The 19,342-nt window shown below is 59.3% G+C and carries 23 protein-coding genes; 11 read left to right on the forward strand and 12 right to left on the reverse strand.

Translation table 11 applies throughout. The annotated features are described in order from the left end of the window. Positions 1-7: 7 nt before the first annotated feature. Complete coding sequence (locus EDF70_RS10390; RefSeq protein ID WP_132273255.1) at positions 8-313, reverse strand: alkylphosphonate utilization protein; 306 nt, start codon at positions 311-313, stop codon at positions 8-10. Between the two features lie 227 nt (positions 314-540). Between EDF70_RS10390 and EDF70_RS10395 the strand changes: the two genes are divergently transcribed. Continuing rightward, complete coding sequence (locus tag EDF70_RS10395) at positions 541-1,248, forward strand: metal-dependent hydrolase (RefSeq protein ID WP_132273256.1); 708 nt, start codon at positions 541-543, stop codon at positions 1,246-1,248. Positions 1,249-1,301: 53 nt separating this feature from the next. On the opposite strand, the gene EDF70_RS10400 is transcribed toward EDF70_RS10395, so the two are convergent. Further along, on the reverse strand, positions 1,302-2,159 hold the full coding sequence (locus EDF70_RS10400) for a M48 family metallopeptidase (protein WP_132273257.1): 858 nt from the start codon (positions 2,157-2,159) through the stop codon (positions 1,302-1,304). A gap of 256 nt (positions 2,160-2,415) precedes the next feature. Here EDF70_RS10400 and gatC point away from each other — a divergent pair, with 256 nt between their 5' ends. From gatC to EDF70_RS10415, 3 genes are all read left to right on the forward strand, one after another. Next, the gene (gene gatC, locus EDF70_RS10405) at positions 2,416-2,703 is read left to right on the forward strand and encodes an Asp-tRNA(Asn)/Glu-tRNA(Gln) amidotransferase subunit GatC (RefSeq protein WP_132273258.1); all 288 of its coding nucleotides are present in this window, start codon (positions 2,416-2,418) and stop codon (positions 2,701-2,703) included. A gap of 62 nt (positions 2,704-2,765) precedes the next feature. Beyond that, the gene (gene gatA, locus EDF70_RS10410) at positions 2,766-4,247 is read left to right on the forward strand and encodes an Asp-tRNA(Asn)/Glu-tRNA(Gln) amidotransferase subunit GatA (RefSeq protein ID WP_132273259.1); all 1,482 of its coding nucleotides are present in this window, start codon (positions 2,766-2,768) and stop codon (positions 4,245-4,247) included. An 82-nt stretch (positions 4,248-4,329) separates the two neighbouring features. Then, positions 4,330-4,602, forward strand: coding sequence for a hypothetical protein (locus EDF70_RS10415; RefSeq protein ID WP_132273743.1), 273 nt, complete (start codon positions 4,330-4,332; stop codon positions 4,600-4,602). 4 nt (positions 4,603-4,606) lie between these two features. On the opposite strand, the gene EDF70_RS10420 is transcribed toward EDF70_RS10415, so the two are convergent. The 3 genes from EDF70_RS10420 to EDF70_RS10430 form a co-directional block, all read right to left on the reverse strand. Then, a complete protein-coding gene (locus EDF70_RS10420; protein ID WP_348639718.1) occupies positions 4,607-4,903 on the reverse strand; it encodes a type II toxin-antitoxin system RelE/ParE family toxin in 297 nt (98 codons plus the stop codon). Beyond that, complete coding sequence (locus EDF70_RS10425) at positions 4,887-5,081, reverse strand: hypothetical protein (protein WP_132273260.1); 195 nt, start codon at positions 5,079-5,081, stop codon at positions 4,887-4,889. The genes EDF70_RS10420 and EDF70_RS10425 overlap by 17 nt, the downstream gene beginning before the upstream one ends. A gap of 73 nt (positions 5,082-5,154) precedes the next feature. After that, positions 5,155-5,412 carry a YjhX family toxin gene (locus EDF70_RS10430; RefSeq protein ID WP_132273261.1) on the reverse strand — a complete coding sequence of 86 codons (258 nt, stop codon included), beginning with the start codon at positions 5,410-5,412 and terminating at the stop codon, positions 5,155-5,157. A gap of 273 nt (positions 5,413-5,685) precedes the next feature. Here EDF70_RS10430 and EDF70_RS10435 point away from each other — a divergent pair, with 273 nt between their 5' ends. Beyond that, positions 5,686-6,195, forward strand: coding sequence for a GNAT family N-acetyltransferase (locus EDF70_RS10435; protein WP_132273262.1), 510 nt, complete (start codon positions 5,686-5,688; stop codon positions 6,193-6,195). On the opposite strand, the gene EDF70_RS10440 is transcribed toward EDF70_RS10435, so the two are convergent. Next, positions 6,196-6,513 carry a DUF1294 domain-containing protein gene (locus EDF70_RS10440; RefSeq protein ID WP_132273263.1) on the reverse strand — a complete coding sequence of 106 codons (318 nt, stop codon included), beginning with the start codon at positions 6,511-6,513 and terminating at the stop codon, positions 6,196-6,198. A 143-nt stretch (positions 6,514-6,656) separates the two neighbouring features. Here EDF70_RS10440 and gatB point away from each other — a divergent pair, with 143 nt between their 5' ends. The 5 genes from gatB (at position 6,657) to EDF70_RS10465 (ending at position 10,240) form a co-directional block, all read left to right on the forward strand. Further along, positions 6,657-8,159: an Asp-tRNA(Asn)/Glu-tRNA(Gln) amidotransferase subunit GatB gene (gene gatB, locus EDF70_RS10445; protein WP_132273264.1), complete on the forward strand. Its 1,503-nt coding sequence runs from the start codon at positions 6,657-6,659 to the stop codon at positions 8,157-8,159. Positions 8,160-8,165: 6 nt separating this feature from the next. Further along, positions 8,166-8,669: a GNAT family N-acetyltransferase gene (locus EDF70_RS10450; RefSeq protein WP_132273265.1), complete on the forward strand. Its 504-nt coding sequence runs from the start codon at positions 8,166-8,168 to the stop codon at positions 8,667-8,669. Positions 8,670-8,704: 35 nt separating this feature from the next. Beyond that, positions 8,705-9,172: a GNAT family N-acetyltransferase gene (locus tag EDF70_RS10455; RefSeq protein WP_132273266.1), complete on the forward strand. Its 468-nt coding sequence runs from the start codon at positions 8,705-8,707 to the stop codon at positions 9,170-9,172. A gap of 96 nt (positions 9,173-9,268) precedes the next feature. Continuing rightward, complete coding sequence (locus tag EDF70_RS10460; RefSeq protein WP_132273267.1) at positions 9,269-9,667, forward strand: NADH:ubiquinone oxidoreductase subunit NDUFA12; 399 nt, start codon at positions 9,269-9,271, stop codon at positions 9,665-9,667. Between the two features lie 156 nt (positions 9,668-9,823). Further along, a complete protein-coding gene (locus EDF70_RS10465; protein ID WP_132273747.1) occupies positions 9,824-10,240 on the forward strand; it encodes a DUF2155 domain-containing protein in 417 nt (138 codons plus the stop codon). A 30-nt stretch (positions 10,241-10,270) separates the two neighbouring features. Here the strand turns inward: EDF70_RS10465 and aat are convergent, their stop codons facing one another. The 6 genes from aat to EDF70_RS10495 all read right to left on the reverse strand — a co-directional run bounded on the left by aat (position 10,271) and on the right by EDF70_RS10495 (position 17,252). After that, entirely contained in the window at positions 10,271-10,888 is a 618-nt protein-coding gene (gene aat / locus EDF70_RS10470; RefSeq protein WP_132273268.1) for a leucyl/phenylalanyl-tRNA--protein transferase, read from the reverse strand. A gap of 5 nt (positions 10,889-10,893) precedes the next feature. Beyond that, on the reverse strand, positions 10,894-12,246 hold the full coding sequence (gene accC / locus EDF70_RS10475; RefSeq protein ID WP_132273269.1) for an acetyl-CoA carboxylase biotin carboxylase subunit: 1,353 nt from the start codon (positions 12,244-12,246) through the stop codon (positions 10,894-10,896). Positions 12,247-12,262: 16 nt separating this feature from the next. After that, positions 12,263-12,730, reverse strand: coding sequence for an acetyl-CoA carboxylase biotin carboxyl carrier protein (gene accB / locus EDF70_RS10480; protein WP_132273270.1), 468 nt, complete (start codon positions 12,728-12,730; stop codon positions 12,263-12,265). 28 nt (positions 12,731-12,758) lie between these two features. Beyond that, positions 12,759-13,196 (reverse strand): type II 3-dehydroquinate dehydratase, encoded by a 438-nt coding sequence (aroQ, locus tag EDF70_RS10485; protein WP_132273271.1) that lies wholly within the window; start codon positions 13,194-13,196, stop codon positions 12,759-12,761. Between the two features lie 132 nt (positions 13,197-13,328). Next, the gene (locus tag EDF70_RS10490) at positions 13,329-14,117 is read right to left on the reverse strand and encodes a DsbA family protein (protein WP_132273272.1); all 789 of its coding nucleotides are present in this window, start codon (positions 14,115-14,117) and stop codon (positions 13,329-13,331) included. Between the two features lie 165 nt (positions 14,118-14,282). Next, positions 14,283-17,252, reverse strand: a complete 2,970-nt coding sequence (locus tag EDF70_RS10495) for a ribonuclease E/G (protein ID WP_132273273.1) — start codon at positions 17,250-17,252, stop codon at positions 14,283-14,285. Positions 17,253-18,019: 767 nt separating this feature from the next. Here EDF70_RS10495 and EDF70_RS10500 point away from each other — a divergent pair. Next, positions 18,020-19,297 carry an N-acetylmuramoyl-L-alanine amidase gene (locus EDF70_RS10500; RefSeq protein WP_245519112.1) on the forward strand — a complete coding sequence of 426 codons (1,278 nt, stop codon included), beginning with the start codon at positions 18,020-18,022 and terminating at the stop codon, positions 19,295-19,297. The last annotated feature ends 45 nt before the right edge of the window (positions 19,298-19,342 follow it).

Genomic DNA, 19,342 nt, shown 5'->3' on the forward strand with positions numbered 1-19,342 from the left:
TTCCTGTTCAGCTCTTCTTGCGGACGAATTCGGTGCGCAGCACCAGTCCCTTGATCGTATCATGCCGGCAATCGATTTCCTCTGGATTGTCCGTGAGGCGGATCGAGCGGATGACGGTGCCCTGTTTCAGCGTCTGGCCGGCGCCCTTGACCTTGAGGTCCTTGATCAGCGTCACGGCATCGCCATCGACCAGAGTATTGCCGGCGGCATCGTGCACGGCATTCTGTGCGGCGGCCTTGGCAGCCACTTCCGATGCGGGCAGCCATTCGCCAGTCGCTTCATCATAAACATATTCGTCGTCATTGCCGGCCATATCGGTACCTTTACGTGATGCAAAATGAAGTTTTGCCCGCAGCCATTTGAGATTGCAGCAGTTCCGGTCGCTTAACCTACCCAAGGCGGGCTTGCAACCGAGCGCGTCCGGTCCTGCCACCACTGGTCTGTCGCATTGACGGCGTAATGGCGTAGAACCGCGTTTGCGATGTTGTCACCAAGGCGATCCGCCTTATATTGAAGTCCCCACATTCCAAGGAGTTACCCATGAAGCTCACCTGGCTCGGCCATGCCGCTTTTCGTCTCGAAACAGCCAAGGCAAAAATCCTTATCGACCCTTTCCTGACCCACAATCCCAGTTTTCAGGGTCTGAACCTCAAGGATGCGACCGAAGGCGTAACCCAGATCCTGCTTACGCATGGTCATGCTGACCATGTCGGTGACACGATTGCACTCGCCAAGGAGACGGGTGCAACGGTGTTCTGCAATGCCGATCTTGGGGACTGGCTGAGCAAGCGTGGCGTCGACAAGCTCGAACTGGCCGGCACGGGTGGCACTGTGTCATTCGACGGTTTTACTGTTACACTGACGAATGCGCTTCATTCCTCAGCCGAGGTGACAGAGGACGGCATCGCCCATTCTCTCGGCAGCGCCAATGGCCTGATGCTGCATATCGAGGATGAACCTTCGATCCTGCACATGGGCGATACGGACATCTTCTCCGACATGGGTCTGATCAACGAGCTGCACGCGCCGGATATCGGCATCGTGCCGGTTGGTGACCGCTTCACCATGGGCGGCGCGGTGGCAGCACTCGCCTGCCAGCGCTTCTTCGATTTCAAGCATGCTATTCCCTGCCACTACGGCACGTTCGGTCTGCTCGATCAGACACCCGAAAAATTCGTGAAGGGCATGGAAGGCATGAAGACCAATATCGAAGTGCCCAAGCCGGGCACGGTTCTGAGCTTCGACTGATATCTTTGAATTGCGCCATGCCGGTTCGTCCGGCATGGCGCCTGTTCGAATGATCAGGCCATCTGCGGTTCGACGCGCACGGAAGGCGCGCTGACCTGCGGTGCGAAAGTGCCTGTCGGAGTCTTCTGTGCGAACTGGCCGACGGCTTCGACGCGGCGCGTCAGGCGCGGATAAAGCGAGAAGATGTGCAGGAAAAAGCCGGCAGTCGACGGCACCATCTTTTCCTGTGCTTCGAACGCGGCAGAGTTCATCTGGGCGTTCAGCTTGGCGCTGCCGCAGGCGAGCATCTGCAGCGCGGTGCGCGAAGCCTGCAGGTTGTTCGATACGATATAGCCGACACGGTCGCAGGTGAGTTCACGGCCACGCGAATAGGCCTGCGAAATGAACGGCACCATATAAGCGGGCAGGCGAATGAGGCCCGGAACCGTATCGAGGTGGCCTGCAACATGGTGGCCGAGCTCATGGCCAATCACGAACTTGACCTGTTCTTCATCGTCCGCGTCGATCAACTGCGACGTCAGCCAGATATAACGGGTGCGACCGACCAGCGTCAGGGCCATGGCATTCATCACGCCGCTGGAATTGTAGACGAATGCCTGCGGTACGTCCTTGAGGCCAAGCGCCTGTGCGCCTTCCTGGACCATCTTGTGCAGATGCGGGAACTGCTGTTCGCTGATCATCACGTAGTGCCCGATCATATAGGCGCGCAGCAGGGCGCGTGTGACGTAGCTCACGAACCAGAAGATCAGGCCATATGCCAAATATATGACGAGGATGAGGGCGCTATCCTTGATGGCGATGGTGGCGAGGGCGAGAGCAACCACCGCCCAGATGAACACGCCAAACGCCAGCATCAAGGTTCCGTAGAATTTCTCCTTGGGATGCCGAACTTTTGAAATCTTGAAATCCATGTATTACCCGTCCTGTACTCGAAAAATGTTACCCAGCTGCCCAGTGACTGGCGGGTTAATCATTCGTTAACGGGAAAGTGAACGGTAGATTCCGCAATCGCGACGAAAATTTGCAAATATCAAATCTGACTGCCCGGCCAAACCGCCGGGAATGACGTGATCAGGGGATTTGCAGCGTCATGCCAAGCTTAGGCAGTTGCGAAGGGCGAGCGTGGCCATTATAGCGGGGGAACTTCTTATTCCCTCGGAGAATGCCATGTCCGTCGATCTTGCCACCGTCAAGCGGGTTGCCCGCCTTGCTCGTCTCGCTGTCAGCGAAGAGGAGGCCAATCGCATGGTCGGCGAGCTGAATGGCATCATCAATTTCGTCGAGCAGCTTTCCGAAGTCGATGTGACGGGCGTAGAGCCGATGACATCGGTGACGCCGATGGCAATGCGCAAGCGCACCGATGCCGTGACCGATGGCGACAAGGCCGACGATATCGTCGCCAATGCCCCGGAAACCGATCGCAATTTCTTCCTGGTGCCGAAGGTCGTCGAATAAGCGCTTTATCGCGCATTCCGTCCCTTTGCCCTGCCAGCCCAAAGCATCCGAAAGCCGCACCCATGACAGAACTCACCAGCCTGACCATTGCCGAAGCCCGTGACAAGCTGACCTCGAAGGCGATCACTGCCGTCGAACTGACCGACGCCTATCTCGGCGCCATCGATGCCGCCAACGCGACGATCAACGCCTATATCACCGTGACGCCGGACAAGGCGCGCGCCATGGCAAAGGCGTCCGACGAACGTATCGCGAGCGGCAAGGCCGGCGCGCTGGAAGGCATTCCGCTGGGCATCAAGGACCTGTTCGCCACCGAAGGCGTGCACACCCAGGCCTGCTCCCACATTCTCGATGGCTTTGAGCCGAAGTACGAATCGACTGTCACCCAGAACCTCTGGGACGATGGCGCAGTCATGCTCGGCAAGCTGAACATGGACGAGTTCGCCATGGGTTCGTCCAACGAGACCTCGTATTACGGCCCGGTCATCAACCCGTGGAAGGCTGAAGGTTCGAACCAGCAGCTGGTTCCGGGTGGTTCGTCCGGCGGTTCGGCCGCAGCCGTTGCAGCGCATCTGTGCGCCGGCGCCACCGCCACCGACACCGGCGGCTCGATCCGCCAGCCGGCAGCCTTCACCGGCACCGTCGGCATCAAGCCGACCTATGGCCGCTGCTCGCGCTGGGGCACGGTTGCGTTTGCCTCCTCGCTCGATCAGGCCGGCCCGATTGCCCGCGACGTGCGCGATGCCGCCATCCTTCTGAAGTCGATGGCATCGGTCGATGCCAAGGACACGACCTCGGTCGATCTGCCGATCCCTGATTATGAGGCGGCTCTCGGCCAGTCGGTCAAGGGCATGAAGATCGGCATTCCGAAGGAATATCGTGTCGACGGCATGCCGGAAGACATCGAAAAGCTGTGGCAGAAGGGCATTGCCTATCTGAAGGATGCCGGCGCAGAAATCGTCGACATCACCCTGCCGCACACCAAATACGCGCTGCCGGCCTATTATATCGTCGCACCGGCAGAAGCCTCGTCCAACCTTGCCCGTTATGACGGCGTTCGTTACGGCCTGCGCGTCGACGGCAAGGACATTGCCGACATGTACGAAAAGACCCGCGCCGCCGGTTTCGGCACCGAGGTCAAGCGCCGCATCATGATCGGCACCTATGTTCTGTCTGCCGGTTATTACGATGCCTATTACCTGCAGGCGCAAAAAGTTCGCACGCTGATCAAGCGCGATTTCGAACTGGCTTTCCATGCTGGTGTCGATGCCATCCTGACGCCGGCCACACCGTCGTCTGCCTTCGGCATTGCCGACGAAGCGCTGGCTGCGGATCCGGTCGCCATGTACCTCAACGACATCTTTACCGTGACGGTGAACATGGCCGGCCTGCCGGGCATCGCCGTTCCGGCCGGTCTCGACGCCAAGGGCCTGCCGCTCGGCCTGCAGCTGATCGGCAAGCCTTTCGAGGAGGAAACGCTGTTCCGCACCGCCCATGTCATCGAACAGGCAGCCGGCAAGTTCACGCCGGCCAAGTGGTGGTAAGCGGGCTAAAAATTCGGGAAATGACTGTCGCCGATCACCTTGTGGTCGGGGAAGTTGTTTTAGGGGTGCTGAGGGAGGATGTCTGGTGAATTCGCTGCTGACCCTTGTTGAAGCCTTTGATCGTCTCGCGGCCGCCGGCTTCGCCATGGGCCCGGAATGGGAAGCCGGTCACGATCTCTGCCAGGCGCATGAAGGCAAGGCGGAATTCGACTGGGGACATGCGCTCTGCCACCGCATCGAAGGCGACGAATGGAATGCCGGTTACTGGTACCGGCGCGCGGGTAAGCCGGTTGTGGCCGGATCGTTTGCGGAAGAATGGGCGGCGATGCGGGTGGCGCTTATCGGCAGTTCATAAAGCGTCAGTCGGGCTGTGGTGGATAATTTTGTCTGTTGTGAACAATCGTCAAAATGTCGAGTTCGCTGGCGGATATGATGCGGTAAACGATTGTATAAGGCAGCCCCGAGATCGCAAATTCACGCGTGTTTTCCATGTCGCCGACACGGCCCATCAATGGAAAACTTTCAAAGATTTCGATGATCTGCCGAATGCGCGATATGACGCGATCGGCAGCCATAGGATCATTCTTGGCAATCTGACGATGAATGTGTCTCAGGTCGGCAATGGCCAGCGGCGTGAGATTAACGTTCAAGTCCAAATTTCTCCCACACGGTCTTGGCGGGCACCATGCACGAGCGATCTTCGGCCTGCTTCAGTGCGGCTCTGATCTTGCGTTCTTTCCATGCGAGATAGTCCGGGTCGCTGGCGGGTGCCTGCGGCTCGGTCAGTTCTTTAAAGCTGAGGTCTTCCTTTAACTCGCTCATGACGGCGAACATACTCTGAAACCGGAGTTCAGCCAACTGCCGTATTGAAAATGGCGGACGCCGGCAGAGCGCCCGCCATCGTTACCTACCGATTATCCTGCTCCGCCCGCACCAGCACCAGCCCCCTCTCGGTGATGCGATACGGCTTGCCGCCCTCAGAGCGGATTGCCTTTTTCTGCTTCAGCTTGCGAAAGGTCGGTAGGTCGAGGCGGGAGAAGGCCCAGCCCTCGCGGGTGATGAGTTTCAGTTTCTCGATTTTGCGATCGTCGTCGCGGGTAATCTCGATCCGTCCGCCCTGGGCAAGCAGGTGGAGAATGCGCTGTTCGGCGCGGGAAATATCCATGATGTGATGTCCGGGAATGCCTTTGAGAAGGCATGCAAAAACGTTGCCGGCGCGAATGTGCGTCGGTGTGGATCGTTTTTGTCTGGGCCGGCGGCAGCGAAGCGGGCCGGCCCCTTACCGGGTCTCTTTCGAGGACATCAAAACTCCTGGAACGATGATGGCATTTTTACAGGTTTTCCACTGCCGTCAAGCCGGGTTGCGGATCGTCAAGACATGTTGCGCTGGCCAAACGGGTATCGCGGTGGTCTACTCGTCATTGTAGCAGGGGCCGCCATGATCAGCATTCGCAATGCGCGTGACGACGAAACAGCAATCTTGAGGGAAATCGGTGTTCGCGCCTGGGAGCAGGCGGTGGCGCCGATTGGCGCTACTGCCGAAATGCACGCCAATGCCGAAATCGCCTTTGAAAACTTTACCCGGTCTTCGTGGCTGACAATCACGGTGGCAGAACTGGATGGCGCAGTCGCGGGTTGGGCGGCGCGTGAAGGGCTGGATGAGACCGTGACCGATTTCTGGGTGGATCCCGCCTATCAGCGGCAGGGCGTCGGAACGGCATTGCTGGAAGAGGTCGAGCAGGAAATCCTGCGGCAGGGATTTGTCGTTGCAAGGCTCGAAACCCATGCCCGTAATACCGATGCCGTCGGGTTTTTCGAAAAGAACGGTTATGCCGTCAATTGGCTGTCGGTCGCCTATTCACCGAAGATCGATCAGGATGTTCAGTCCGTCGGCCTGTCCAAACAGTTGGCCATCGAAGAGCCGAGCACTTACGGGCCGAGCTTCTGATCATTCCATCAGGGTAAGCAGTCTCGCCAGCGTGCCGGCCGGCGCAAACAGCCAAAAGGCTGCGATGACGACATGTAGTCCGACGATTGTCATCAGGATTGATCGAAACGGTTCCTTGCGCGTCTTGTGCCGCAAAAGCCGTTGCGCGGAAACGGCGCCAAGGCTTCCACCCAGAAATGCGAGTGTCAGCAGGGTGTTTTCGCTCACCCGCCATTCGCCTTCGATCGCCGCCTGCTTGTCCCACCAGTAGACGCAGAAGACGATGACGTTGAAGAGCAGGTAGATCAGGAAGAGAGTGAAGGGCTGTCCGAGTTGCATTTGCGCATGATGACCTTTGCCGGTTAAGTTTCTGTCGCATTCTTCGATGCTGTTTTGCCGCTAGGAGAGGGCATGTGCTTGCGCCTTGGCGTCATATGCTCTACCTCCAGAAACTATCTCAGAGACCAATTGACGAGCATAAGATGACCCTAGTCGACGTCCGTACCCCCGACCCGAAACGCTTCATTCCCGGTGCTACCGGTGATTGGGAAGTGATCATCGGCATGGAGGTGCATGCGCAGGTCCTGTCGAATTCGAAATTGTTCTCCGGCGCTTCGACCGAATTCGGCAAGCCGGCCAATGCCAACGTCTCGCTGGTCGATGCCGCCATGCCGGGCATGCTGCCGGTCATCAACGAGGAATGTGTGCGCCAGGCCGTGCGTACCGGTCTCGGTCTCAAGGCGCAGATCAACAAGCGCTCGATCTTCGACCGCAAGAACTATTTCTATCCCGACCTGCCGCAGGGCTACCAGATCTCGCAGTTCAAGGACCCGATCGTCGGCGAAGGCCAGATCGTCATCTCGCTTGGTCCGGACCGTCAGGGCCAGTTCGAGGATATCGAGATCGGCATCGAGCGTCTGCATCTGGAGCAGGATGCCGGCAAGTCGATGCATGACCAGCATCCGACCATGTCCTTCGTCGACCTGAACCGTTCCGGCGTGGCGCTGATGGAAATCGTGTCGAAGCCCGACATGCGTTCGTCCGACGAAGCCAAGGCCTATATGACCAAGCTGCGCTCGATCGTGCGTTACCTCGGCACCTGCGACGGCAACATGGACGAGGGTTCGATGCGCGCCGACGTTAACGTTTCCGTACGCCGTCCGGGCGAAGGTTTTGGCACGCGTTGCGAAATCAAGAACGTCAACTCCATCCGCTTCATCGGTCAGGCAATCGAATATGAAGCGCGCCGCCAGATCGGAATTCTGGAAGACGGTGGCGTGATCGATCAGGAAACCCGCCTGTTCGATCCGGGAAAGGGCGAAACGCGGTCGATGCGCTCGAAGGAAGATGCACACGACTACCGTTATTTCCCCGACCCGGACCTGCTGCCGCTGGAATTCGACGATGCCTTCATCGACGCGATGCGCGCCGACCTGACCGAACTGCCGGACGACAAGAAGGCGCGTTTCGTCGCTGAACTCGGCCTTTCGATCTACGACGCCTCGGTTCTGGTTTCGGAAAAGGCGATTGCCGATTATTTCGAAGCCGTCGCCGAAGGCCGTGATGGCAAGATTGCCGCCAACTGGGTCATCAACGACCTGCTGGGTGCCTTGAACAGAATCGGCAAAGACATTGAAGAGACTCCGGTTTCGCCCGCTCAGCTCGGTGGCATTATCGATCTGATCAAGTCCGAAACCATTTCCGGCAAGATCGCGAAGGACCTCTTCGAAATCGTGCTGACCGAAGGTGGTGATCCGGCGGAAATCGTCGAAGCCCGCGGCATGAAGCAGGTGACTGACACCGGTGCCATCGAAAAGGCTGTGGACGAAATCATTGCTGCCAACCCGGATCAGGTCGAGAAGGTCAAGGCCAAGCCGACGCTTGCCGGCTGGTTCGTCGGTCAGGTGATGAAGTCCACCGGCGGCAAGGCCAACCCGCAGGCCGTTCAGGCGCTGGTGAAGGCAAAGCTCGGCATCGAGGAGTAAGACCTGATGGTCTACTTCGTTCGAACCGCTGGCCCAAAGGACGTCGATCAGGTGCACAAGCTCCTGATCGAGACCTTTCACGCCACCTATGACGGACTTTACGGTGTCGATGCCGTGGAAAAGCTGCTGAAGGCTTGGAACTCGCCTTCCGCCATCACGGAACGGATAGGCCGCAAGGGCGGTGAGTATGTGGTGGCCGACAGCGGACGCGACATCGGTGGCATGGGTTTTGCGGCACCTTATCCCAAGATGGACAAGACGGTGATGCTGCATCAGCTCTACGTCAAACCGTCCGCGCAGGGCGATGGCGTTGGCCGCGATCTCTTCGCCGAACTCGAAACCTGCTTTCCCGATGCGGAAATCATGCGTGTCGAGGTGGCCCTCCAGAACGAACGCGCCATATCCTTCTACAGCCGGCTTGGATTTGTCGAAGTCGATCGTATGGAGGAGTTCGGTGGGCCGAATTCCGGTCTGCCGGCCGTGGTGATGGAAAAGCGGCTGCCGCAATAACCGGCAGCGATGCGCAGGCGAGGGAGGATACTGTCATGGGCGAAACGGACCTGATCATTCGCAGGGCGCGCGAAACCGATCTGCCGGATATCATCGCGATGTTCGCAGCCGACGACAAGGGCGGCCATGGCGATACCACCGACCCTGAAGCCTTCGAGGATTACCTGAAGGCCTTTTATGTCATCGACGCCTCCCAGAACGAAAACCTGTTTGTGGCCGAGCTTGGTGGCGAGGTGGTCGGCACGTTCGAGCTGCTGTTTACCCGCACGCTGACCGGTCGCGGCTCACTGACGATGATCCTTGAAGCCGTGCAGACGCGACCCGATGTGCGCGGTCGTGGCATAGGCAAGGCGATGGTCGAATATGCGGTGGAAGAGGCGCGCCGGCGCGATTGCCGTCTGGCTCAACTGACCAGCAATGCCACCCGCAGTGATGCGCACCGCTTCTATGAACGCCATGGCTTCGAAAAGACCCATGCCGGATTCAAGATGAAGCTGAAATAGAAGTGATGCCAGTTTGGAATCTCTGGACATAAGCGGCTTGAGATTGCATAAGCTCACACCTGAAATTCCCTCTCTCGTTTGAGGCCGACGGAAACAATGAAAACTCTTCTTCTGCAGATTTTTACCTGGTGGAACGGTCAGACGATCGGGACGCGCTTCTTCACCTGGAAACACGGCAAGCGCGTCGGTGAAGACGAGCTCGGCAATGTCTATTACGAAGGCACCATGACCTCCTGGGGCATGCCGCGTCGCTGGGTGATCTATAAGGGTTATGCCGAAGCCTCGGCCATTCCTCCGGGCTGGCACGGCTGGATGCATTACCGCACCGACACCCCGCCGACCAAGGAAGACTACAAGCCGCGCGAATGGCAAAAGCCGCATCAGCCCAACCTGACCGGTTCGGCTGCCGCTTACCGTCCGCAGGGCTCGCTTTCGGGCGCTGGCGAACGTCCGCGCGTCACCGGCGACTATGACGCCTGGACGCCGGGCAACTGAGCCTGTCGGGCTGATCTACGCGACCCGGCCCAAGTGCCGGGTCTGCAAACGGCCACTGCCTTCGGCTTTTGGCCATAATCCCTGACTACGCGTGAGCGTATGCCTCCGGAAAAGAGGGGGCGTCCCACGAGTAGATTGATGAGATTGTCTTTGTCGATGAAGTTTTCGCAAAAGCTGTTGGCCGGTGTGTTGTTCGGCGCCTTGCCGTTGATCGCGCCGCAAACGGCGGATGCAGCGCGCCTTGAGAACCCGGTCGCGGTCTTTGCCGGCATCGACAAGATCACCGGCCGCATCACCTCGTTCGATGTCTATGTCAACGAGACGGTACAATATGGTGCGCTTCAGGTGACCCCAAAGGTCTGTTATTCGCGCGACGATACCGAAGCGCAGAAGATCGACGGTTTTGTCGAAGTCGATGAAATCACGCTCGACCGCAAGATCCGCCGCATTTTTACCGGCTGGATGTTTGCCGACAGCCCCGGTCTCAACGCCGTCGAACACCCGATCTATGATATCTGGCTGACGGGCTGCAAGGACAAGTCCGACGTGCCGGCGCCGACGCCGGGCAACTGATCGCGCGGCCGGCAACTCACTTTAAAATTATCAAAACGCCAGATGCGGCGGCTCGACGGCCGCCTGCAGCATCACCAGATATTCCGCCTTGGGCACGTCGATCGCGCCAAATGTCTTGAGGTGATCGGTGGTGAATTGCGTGTCCAGCAGTCGAAAACCATTGCGGCGCAGACGCTCGACCAGATGCACGAGGCAAATCTTCGATGCATTGGTGCGGCGGGAGAACATGCTCTCGCCGAAGAAGGCCGCTCCCAGCGAAACGCCGTAAAGTCCGCCTACCAGTTCGCCACCTTCCCACGCTTCGACGCTATGGGCGTGTCCGAGGCCGTGGAGCTCGGTATAGAGCGCGCGGATGGTAGAGTTGATCCAGGTGCTCGGCCGATCCTCGACGGCTTCGGCGCAGCCGTCCATGACGGCAGCAAAGGCAGTGTCGAAACGGATTTCGAACGGCGCCTTGCGGATGGCTTTGGAAAGGCTTTTCGAGACGTGAAACGTGTCGAGGGGGATAATGCCCCTCAGGTCAGGCTCGACCCAGAAGATTTCCGGGTCGTCTGCCGAATCGGCCATGGGAAACAGGCCTATGGAATAGGCTCGCAGGAGAATATCCGCGGTAATGGTCGGATCTTTTCTCCTGCGGCCGCCTGCCATTGTGATCAGTGCGCCTTGTCTGCGCCACCGGCCAGATAGTTTTCCAGCCAGTGAATGTCGTAATCGCCAGCGGCGATATCCGGGTTGTCGACCAGATCCTGGAACAACGGGATCGTCGTCTTGATGCCATCGACGACAAATTCGTCGAGCACGCGACGCAGGCGCATCATGCATTCGTCGCGGGTGCGACCATGCACGATCAGCTTGCCGATCATGCTGTCATAGAAAGGCGGGATCTTGTAGCCGGCATAAGCGCCCGAATCGACGCGAACGCCCAGACCACCCGGTGCGTGGTAATAGGTGATCGTGCCGGGCGACGGCACGAACGTGCGCGGATCCTCGGCATTGATGCGGCACTCGATGGCATGGCCGGAAAACACCACGTCTTCCTGAGTGACGGACAGACCCTTGCCGGAGGCAATGTGGATCTGCTCATGCACCAGGTCGATGCCGGTGATGGCTTCGGTGATCGTGTGCTCCACCTGCAGGCGGGTGTTCATTTCGATGAAATAGAACTCGCCGTTTTCGTAGAGGAATTCGACCGTGCCGGCACCGCGGTATTTCAGCTTGCGCATGGCATCCGCGCAGATTTCGCCGATCTTCATGCGCTGCTCGACCGTCAGGGCAGGGGAGTTTGCTTCTTCCCAGACCTTCTGGTGGCGGCGCTGCAGCGAGCAGTCACGTTCACCCAGATGCACCGCATTGCCTTCACCGTCGCCCAGAACCTGGATTTCGATGTGGCGCGGCTTGCCGAGATACTTTTCCATGTAGACGGCATCGTTGCCGAAAGCGGCAAGCGCTTCGGAACGGGCCGACGATACGGCTTCGTCCAGATCGGCTTCGCTCTGGGCAAGCTTCATGCCGCGGCCACCACCGCCGGCCGTCGCCTTGATCAGGACCGGGAAACCGATCTTGCGGGCAACTTCCAGCGCATTTTCCGGCAGAACTTCGCCATCGGAACCCGGAACGACGGGGATGCCGAGTTCCTGCGCCGTCTTCTTGGCGGTGATCTTGTCGCCCATGATGCGGATGTGATCGGCGGTCGGTCCGATGAAGGTGATGCCGTGCGCGTCGAGAATATCGGCGAACTTGGCATTTTCCGACAGGAAGCCGTAACCGGGATGGACAGCGTCCGCTCCGGTGATCTCGCAGGCGGCGACGATCTGGTGGATGTTGAGGTAGCTGTCACGCGACGGCGGCGGGCCGATGCAGACGCTCTCGTCGGCGAGGCGGACGTGCATGGCATCGCTGTCGGCCGTCGAATGCACGGCAACGGTCGCGATGCCGAGTTCCTTGCAGGCGCGAAGAACGCGAAGCGCGATTTCGCCGCGATTGGCTATGAGGACCTTGGAAACCATCAGGCTGACCTATGCGTTATTCGACGATGACGAGCGGTTCGCCGTATTCGACGGGCTGTGCGTCGTTGACGATGATTTCCTTGACGACGCCCGAACGCGGCGACGGGATCTGGTTCATCGTCTTCATCGCTTCGATGATCAGGAGTGTCTGGCCTTCCTTGACGGTGGCGCCGACTTGGATGAAGGCGGCAGCACCCGGTGCCGGCGACAGATATACGGTGCCAACCATCGGGGCAGTGACGGCGTTCTTGTTGTCACGCGGCGATGCGGCAGGCGCAGCGGCAGCAGCCGGGGCTGCAGCAACAGGAGCGGCGGCCGGAGCAGCGGCCATGACCGGTGCCTGGACATATTGCGGAGCGGAACGCGAAACGCGGATACGCATATCGTCCTGTTCGATTTCGATCTCGGTGAGATCGGTGTCGTTGAGGATGTTGGCGAGATCGCGGATCAGTACCTTGTCGATACCGCTTTTCTTTTCAGACATGGCAAACCCTATACGTAGTTGTCTTTTTTCAGCTGGTTATGTCTTTTAAGGCATGCAGCGCGAGAATGTAGCTCGTCGGGCCGAAGCCGCAGATGACGCCCTTGGCAGCCGGCGCAATCATCGAATGATGCCGGATTTCCTCGCGGGCATGCACGTTCGAGATATGCACTTCGACCACCGGAACGGTGATGGCCTTGATGGCGTCATGGAGAGCGAGCGAAGTGTGTGTGTAGGCACCGGCATTAAATGCGACGCCCGCAGCCTTCTCGCCTGCCTCGTGGATCCAGTCGATCAGAACGCCTTCATGATTGCTCTGGCGGAAATCGATGTCGAAACCGAGATCCTTGCCGACCGCAATACAACGGTTTTCAACATCCTTCAGCGTGCCGGCGCCATAGATGCCGGGTTCACGCTTTCCAAGCATGTTGAGATTGGGCCCATTGAGGACGAAAATCGTCTTGCTCATCAAGTGTTCCGTCGAAAAATCTGGGCCACCTATAGACCGCTGAAACGTCAAGGGAAAGCCCCCGGCCATGAAACCCGTGCATAACCGGGCATCCGGCCTTTCAAGGGGCGCGAAAACGGCGGCAGGCTGCGATTAGCAGCTTGCCTTGCCGCACTTGCGGATGTTGGCGATCTTCTCCTCGATGGCATCGGCACCCTGGGCGCCGATCAGCGCTTCATTGCCGACGACATAATAGGGCGTGCCGGTAATGCCGAGCGCGTTGGCCAGACGGTAGGTCGTCTTGACGTTGTTGTCGTTCGGCTGGTCCTTCATCGACTGGCGCAGTTTCGCCTCATCGAGACCCAGCGAGGTCGCGACTTCCATTGCCGTCTCTTCCGTGGCGCGTGTCTCGCCGCCGAGCAGTTTGCGATGGAAATCCGGATATTTTTCAGGTGCGGTCAGGCGCACGGCATTGGCCACCTGATGCGCGGCAACGGATTCAGGCCCGAGGATCGGAAACTCCTTCAACACGAAGCGGACATCCTTGTCCTTCTCCAGAATGGCGTCCATGTCCTCGAGCGCGTGTTTGCAGTAACCGCAATTGTAATCGAAGAACTCGACGACGGTGACGTCACCCTTCGGATTGCCCAGCACGATGTCGTTCTTGTCGGAGAAGATCGCGTCCTTGTTTTCGGCAATACCCGCGCCGGCCTGGCTGAGGCGGCTTTCGTACTGCTTCTTCTCATAGGCCTGCTGGACCTCGATCAGGACTTCCGGGTTGGCGATCAGGTATTCGCGAACGAAGGCGCCCATTTCCGTCTTCTGTGCTTCGGTCATTTCGGCGGCAGCCGGCTTGACGCTGATAAGCGTTGATGTCGCCAGCACCGTGGCACCCATGAGCGCAAAAACGGTCGTGCGGAGAGTAGGGGCCTTGATGGTCATCTTCGTCCTGTCTCAAATCAATGTTCGTGGTCGGCAAGAGTAAGCCAGCGCCGCCCATGTGGAAACCGCAAAAACGGCGCGTTTCCGCCTGTACCGTAAAAGGCCTATGAAGATGCAAAAACGGCCGCACGATGGCGGCCGTTTCAGATGTTTGATTTTTACGGCTTAGAAAAAGCCGCGGCGCTGCCACCAGCCGGCTTTCTTCGGCTTGTCGTCGCCTTCCGCAGGCTTTTCCGGGGCGGTGGATTTGATCACCGGATCGGAAGAGGACACTGCGTCGCCACGGTTCGCACGGGCGGGCTTGGCCGGTTCGGCTTCTTCGACCACTGCAGGCGCTTCCTCAACGGCTGCAACAGGCGTGACGTCTGCAGGCTTGGCTTCTTCGGTCACTGCGACCGGAGCTTCGACAACGGCATCCGCCTTGGGAGCAGCCTTCTTGCGGGAAGCGCGTGCCTTCGGAGCAGCCGGAGCCGGTTCGCTTTCGACGATGGTTTCTACGACCGCGACTTCTGCGACAGCGACTTCTTCGGCCGGAGACGCGGCAGCCTTGCCACGACGCGTGCGGCGCGGCTTCTTGGCGTCGGCCGGGGCTTCCGCCTCAACCTCGGCAACCGGAGCTTCAGCGACCTGCGTTTCGACAGCAGCCGTTGCTGCATCGTCGGACTGTTCGCCGGTTGCTGCGATCACGGCAGCTTCGCTATCGCCATCATCCTCGCCGGAGCCTTCGACGACATTGCCGTCTTCGTCCGTGCGGTTGCGACGACCGCCACGCTTGCCACGACGGCGACGCTTGCGGCGTGCGCCTTCATCACCTTCGGCTGCGTCGGCAGAAGACTGACCTTCGGTGGCGTCGTCGTCACCTTCTTCGCCGTCTTCATCGGCATCACCGGAAATGCTGTCGTCGTCGGCAGACTGCGCCTGCGCATCGCCATTGCGTTCGCCGTTCTTGTTGCGGCGGCGGCGGCGGCGCTTGCGCTTGCGGCCGTTCTGGTCGTCGTCATTACGGGCCTGCGCCGGAGCGGCGGGCGCGCTGGTGACTTCAACGATATCTTCTTCGTCCTCGTCGATCTCGTCCTCGATGACGATATCGTCATCCTCGTCCTCGACCGGGATGGACGCAAACTGCATCAGGCTTTCGATCTTGACCGGGTTTTCCACCGGTTCGCCACGATCGATGGCAAAATGCGTTGCGCCGACATTGTGGTCGGATTCGATGAAGATCGAGACGCCGAAGCGCTTCTCGTAATCCATAACCGTCTGACGCTTGTGGTTCAGAAGGTAGAGCGCGATATCCGGCGTGGTGCGCACGGTGATGTCGTGCGTGGTGTTCTTGAGCAGATACTCTTCGATGCCGCGCAGGACGTGCAGGGCAACGGAAGACTGCGAACGGACGTGGCCGGTGCCGCCGCAATGCGAGCAGACCTGCGTCGTCGATTCCAGAACCGAAGCGCGGATGCGCTGGCGCGACATTTCCAGAAGGCCGAAATGCGAGATGCGGCCGACCTGGATGCGGGCGCGGTCGTTTTTCAGGCAATCCTTCAGCTTCTTCTCGACAGCGCGGTTATTGCGCTTTTCTTCCATGTCGATGAAGTCGATGACGATCAGGCCTGCAAGGTCGCGCAGGCGCAGCTGGCGGGCAACTTCTTCAGCCGCTTCCAGGTTGGTCTGCAGAGCAGTGTCTTCGATCGAGTGCTCGCGGGTGGAGCGACCGGAGTTGACGTCGACGGCAACCAGCGCTTCCGTCTGGTTGATGATCAGGTAGCCACCGGACTTCAGGGTCACCTGCGGCTGCAGCATGCGATCGAGCTGCGCTTCGATACCGGAGCGCGAGAAGATCGGGTGCATGTCGCGGTAAGGCTGAACGACGCGGGCATGGCTCGGCATCAGCATCTTCATGAAGTCTTTCGCTTCACGATAGCCTTCTTCGCCGGAAACGATGACCTCGTTGATGTCCTTGTTATACAGGTCGCGGATAGACCGCTTGATCAGCGAACCTTCTTCGTAAACCAGGCAGGGTGCGGTCGACTGCAGCGTCAGCGTGCGGACGTTTTCCCACAGGCGCATCAGGTATTCGAAGTCGCGCTTGATTTCGACGCGGGTGCGGTTGGCGCCGGCGGTGCGCAGGATCACGCCCATGCCCTGCGGCACTTCGAGATCGCGTGCGATTTCCTTCAGACGCTTGCGGTCGGTCGGCTGGGTGATCTTGCGGGAAATGCCGCCGCCACGTGCCGTGTTCGGCATCAGGACAGAATAACGGCCGGCCAGCGACAGATAGGTGGTGAGCGCTGCGCCCTTGTTACCGCGTTCTTCCTTGGCGACCTGAACGAGCAGGATCTGGCGACGCTTGATGACTTCCTGAATGCGGTACTGCTTGCGCGGCTTGCGCTGGATGCGATCCGGAACCTCTTCCATGGCGTCTTCAGCGCCGACGGATTCGATTTCTTCCTTCTCGTGATTGTCATCGTCGTCATCATCGTCGTCGTCGCGACGGCGACCGCGGGTTTCGACTTCTTCCGAAATCGAATCGGTCTCGACCATGGCAGCCATTTCACCCGGCGTGCTGTCGTCGTCATTGCCTTCAGCGCTGGCTTCTGCATCCGCCGGTGCTTCTTCAGCAACCTTCTTGCGAGCGCGGCTGCGGCGCGGCTTTTTCGGCTTTTCTTCGGCAACAACCTCGGCTGCGGCTTCCGGCTGCGCTTCTTCTGCGGCGGGTTCTTCGCCGAGCGCGGCTTCAACCTGCTCGACCACAGCTGCCGGCACGCCGACATCCGGCTGATCCTGCAGGCCAGGGTCGACAACGTTGTCAACGATCGGATCGACGGCATCAGCATCGGCGATGCGCTGCTGCTCTTCCGCTTCGGCCTGTTTCAGGGCCTGACGGTCAGCCAGCGGGATCTGGTAATAATCAGGATGGATCTCAGCAAAAGCGAGGAAACCGTGACGGTTGCCGCCGTAATCCACGAAGGCTGCCTGAAGCGACGGCTCTACGCGGGTCACCTTGGCGAGATAGATATTGCCGCGGATCTGCTTCTTGTGTTGCGATTCGAAGTCGAATTCTTCAATCCGGTTACCCCGGACGACTACGACCCGCGTCTCCTCTTCGTGAGACGCGTCGATGAGCATTTTGTCTGCCATTGAATATGTGCTCCTCGGCGCAAGCGCGCAGGGGCACGGATGCCTGCCGCAAGGGCAGGCCGATCATGCGTCGCGGTTGTTGCGCCGGATAAGATGATTCCCGCAAGGCGCTTCCGTGGCGACCGCAACCCGATAGCCGGCGGAGCTTTCGGCTCCCTCAGCATCTCCAGGTTTTGAAAAACGTGCCGCGACATCTAAGACCAGACGAGAATGACGATACGTGAAGACCCATGCGGGTCCGATGAATATGCTCCGTGCGAGCGATACGATGCCCGCGACTGGGTACTGTTCCGGCCACCGCCGGTGCGGATAGTGTTTCAGAGGCAAAGTGCAGCGACGACGGATGTATGCCCGTGTATGGCGCCAGGTCCTTATCGGCTGGCTGCCCGTGGCAGTCCTATCCCGTCAACACTTTGACCCTTCTTTGTCTTTTATGTTTTAATTGTTGCTATGGCAAGGGAAAAGCCGGCCGCGCCTTATTGTAGATCAATTCCTACGCCTTGTTATATGACAGCCATGGATCATGATTCGTGACAGGGCTAAGGCGCGTGAAATATGGTGCAACCCTCGCATTCGGCGAGCGGAATCGGCGAAAAAACATCGAAGTCGAACAAAAAACTCCAGATATCGTGCGGAATATCGATTTTGCCACTCTTGGTAGAGCTGATCTGACTGTATCGAGGGCAACACCCGACGTGGTATCAGCAGGCTGTGGAAAGGCGCTTCGAGCGCTCATTCGGAAGTTTGGAGCAGCATTGGCGGCGAGAATGAAAACTGACATGTCGCGCGTTGGCGGATTGTTTGGCTGCGGCGCGGTGATTCGCCGTGCTGGCTTGGCCTCCATGATTTCACTGGCCGCTGTTGTTTGCGGCGGGTTTTTGGCGGTGGGCGTGCCTCAGGCGCGGGCCGCAGCGACCGATCAGCCAGCCGCGCAGCCATTGCTCGCGTTCGGCGCCCGCATTGCCGGTGACGATGCCCGCACCCGTGTCGTGCTGGATTTCGACGGAAAGCCGACCTTTTCCGTGCACTACGTTTCCAATCCCGACCGGGTGGTCATCGATCTGCCGGCAACCGCCTTTGGTTTTTCGCCCCAGGATCTGACGGCGCGCGGCCTGTTCAAGGATATCCGATATGGCGCGATGGGGGAGGCGAATGCCCGCCTCGTGCTGACTGCCATACGTCCGGTCAAGCTCGTCATGGCCGAAGTGCAGAAAAACGACGATCACGGCTACCGTCTTGTGCTCGACGCCGAGATGACCACCGACAAGGCATTTGTCGAGATGGTGCGCAAGCAGGTATGGGACGCGCCCGGCGATATCAACGCGGTTTCAACAATCGAGCCGAAGGACGACGTTTTTACGATCGCCATCGACGCGGGGCACGGCGGCATTGATGCGGGTGCGACGGGCGCCGACGGCAAGGTTCAGGAAAAAGCCATTACGCTTGCCTTTGCGCAGGATTTGCAGGCCAAGCTCGATGGCAAGGCCGGCATGAAGGCATTCTTGACGCGCGAGGACGATCATTTCCTGTCGCTCTCGGAGCGGGTGACGCGCGCGCGCCAGGGCAAGGCCGACCTGTTCATCTCGCTGCATGCCGACACGCTGCGCGAAAAGGATATTCGCGGCGCGACGGTCTATACGCTGTCCGACAAGGCTTCCGACCGCATGGCGGAAAACCTTGCGGCGCGCGAAAATCTCTCCGACCAGCTGGCCGGTTACAGCCTGCAGGATGGACCGCCCGAGGTGGCCGATATCCTGATGGACCTGACGCGCCGCGAAACCCAGGCTTTTTCGATTTCGCTTGCCGACCGGGTTGTGACGTCTTTCGAGGGGCAGGTGGGGCTTATCAACAATCCGCGTCGTTCGGCCGGTTTCCAGGTTTTGCGCGCGCCCGACATTCCTTCCGTGCTGTTGGAGCTGGGCTTTCTGTCGAACGCCGATGACGAGAAACTGTTGCTGGATGAGAAATGGCGGGAAAAGGTGACCGGGCTGATTGCCGATGCCGTTCTGCAATATCGCGGGCGCGCCATGGCGGACGGCGGCTGATAGACGAAGTTTATCGGTGCCGCGATCGTGATGAGTTTGCAACAT

It is taken from the genome of Neorhizobium sp. JUb45 (genome assembly GCF_004343585.1).
Taxonomy (GTDB): Bacteria; Pseudomonadota; Alphaproteobacteria; order Rhizobiales; family Rhizobiaceae; genus Neorhizobium.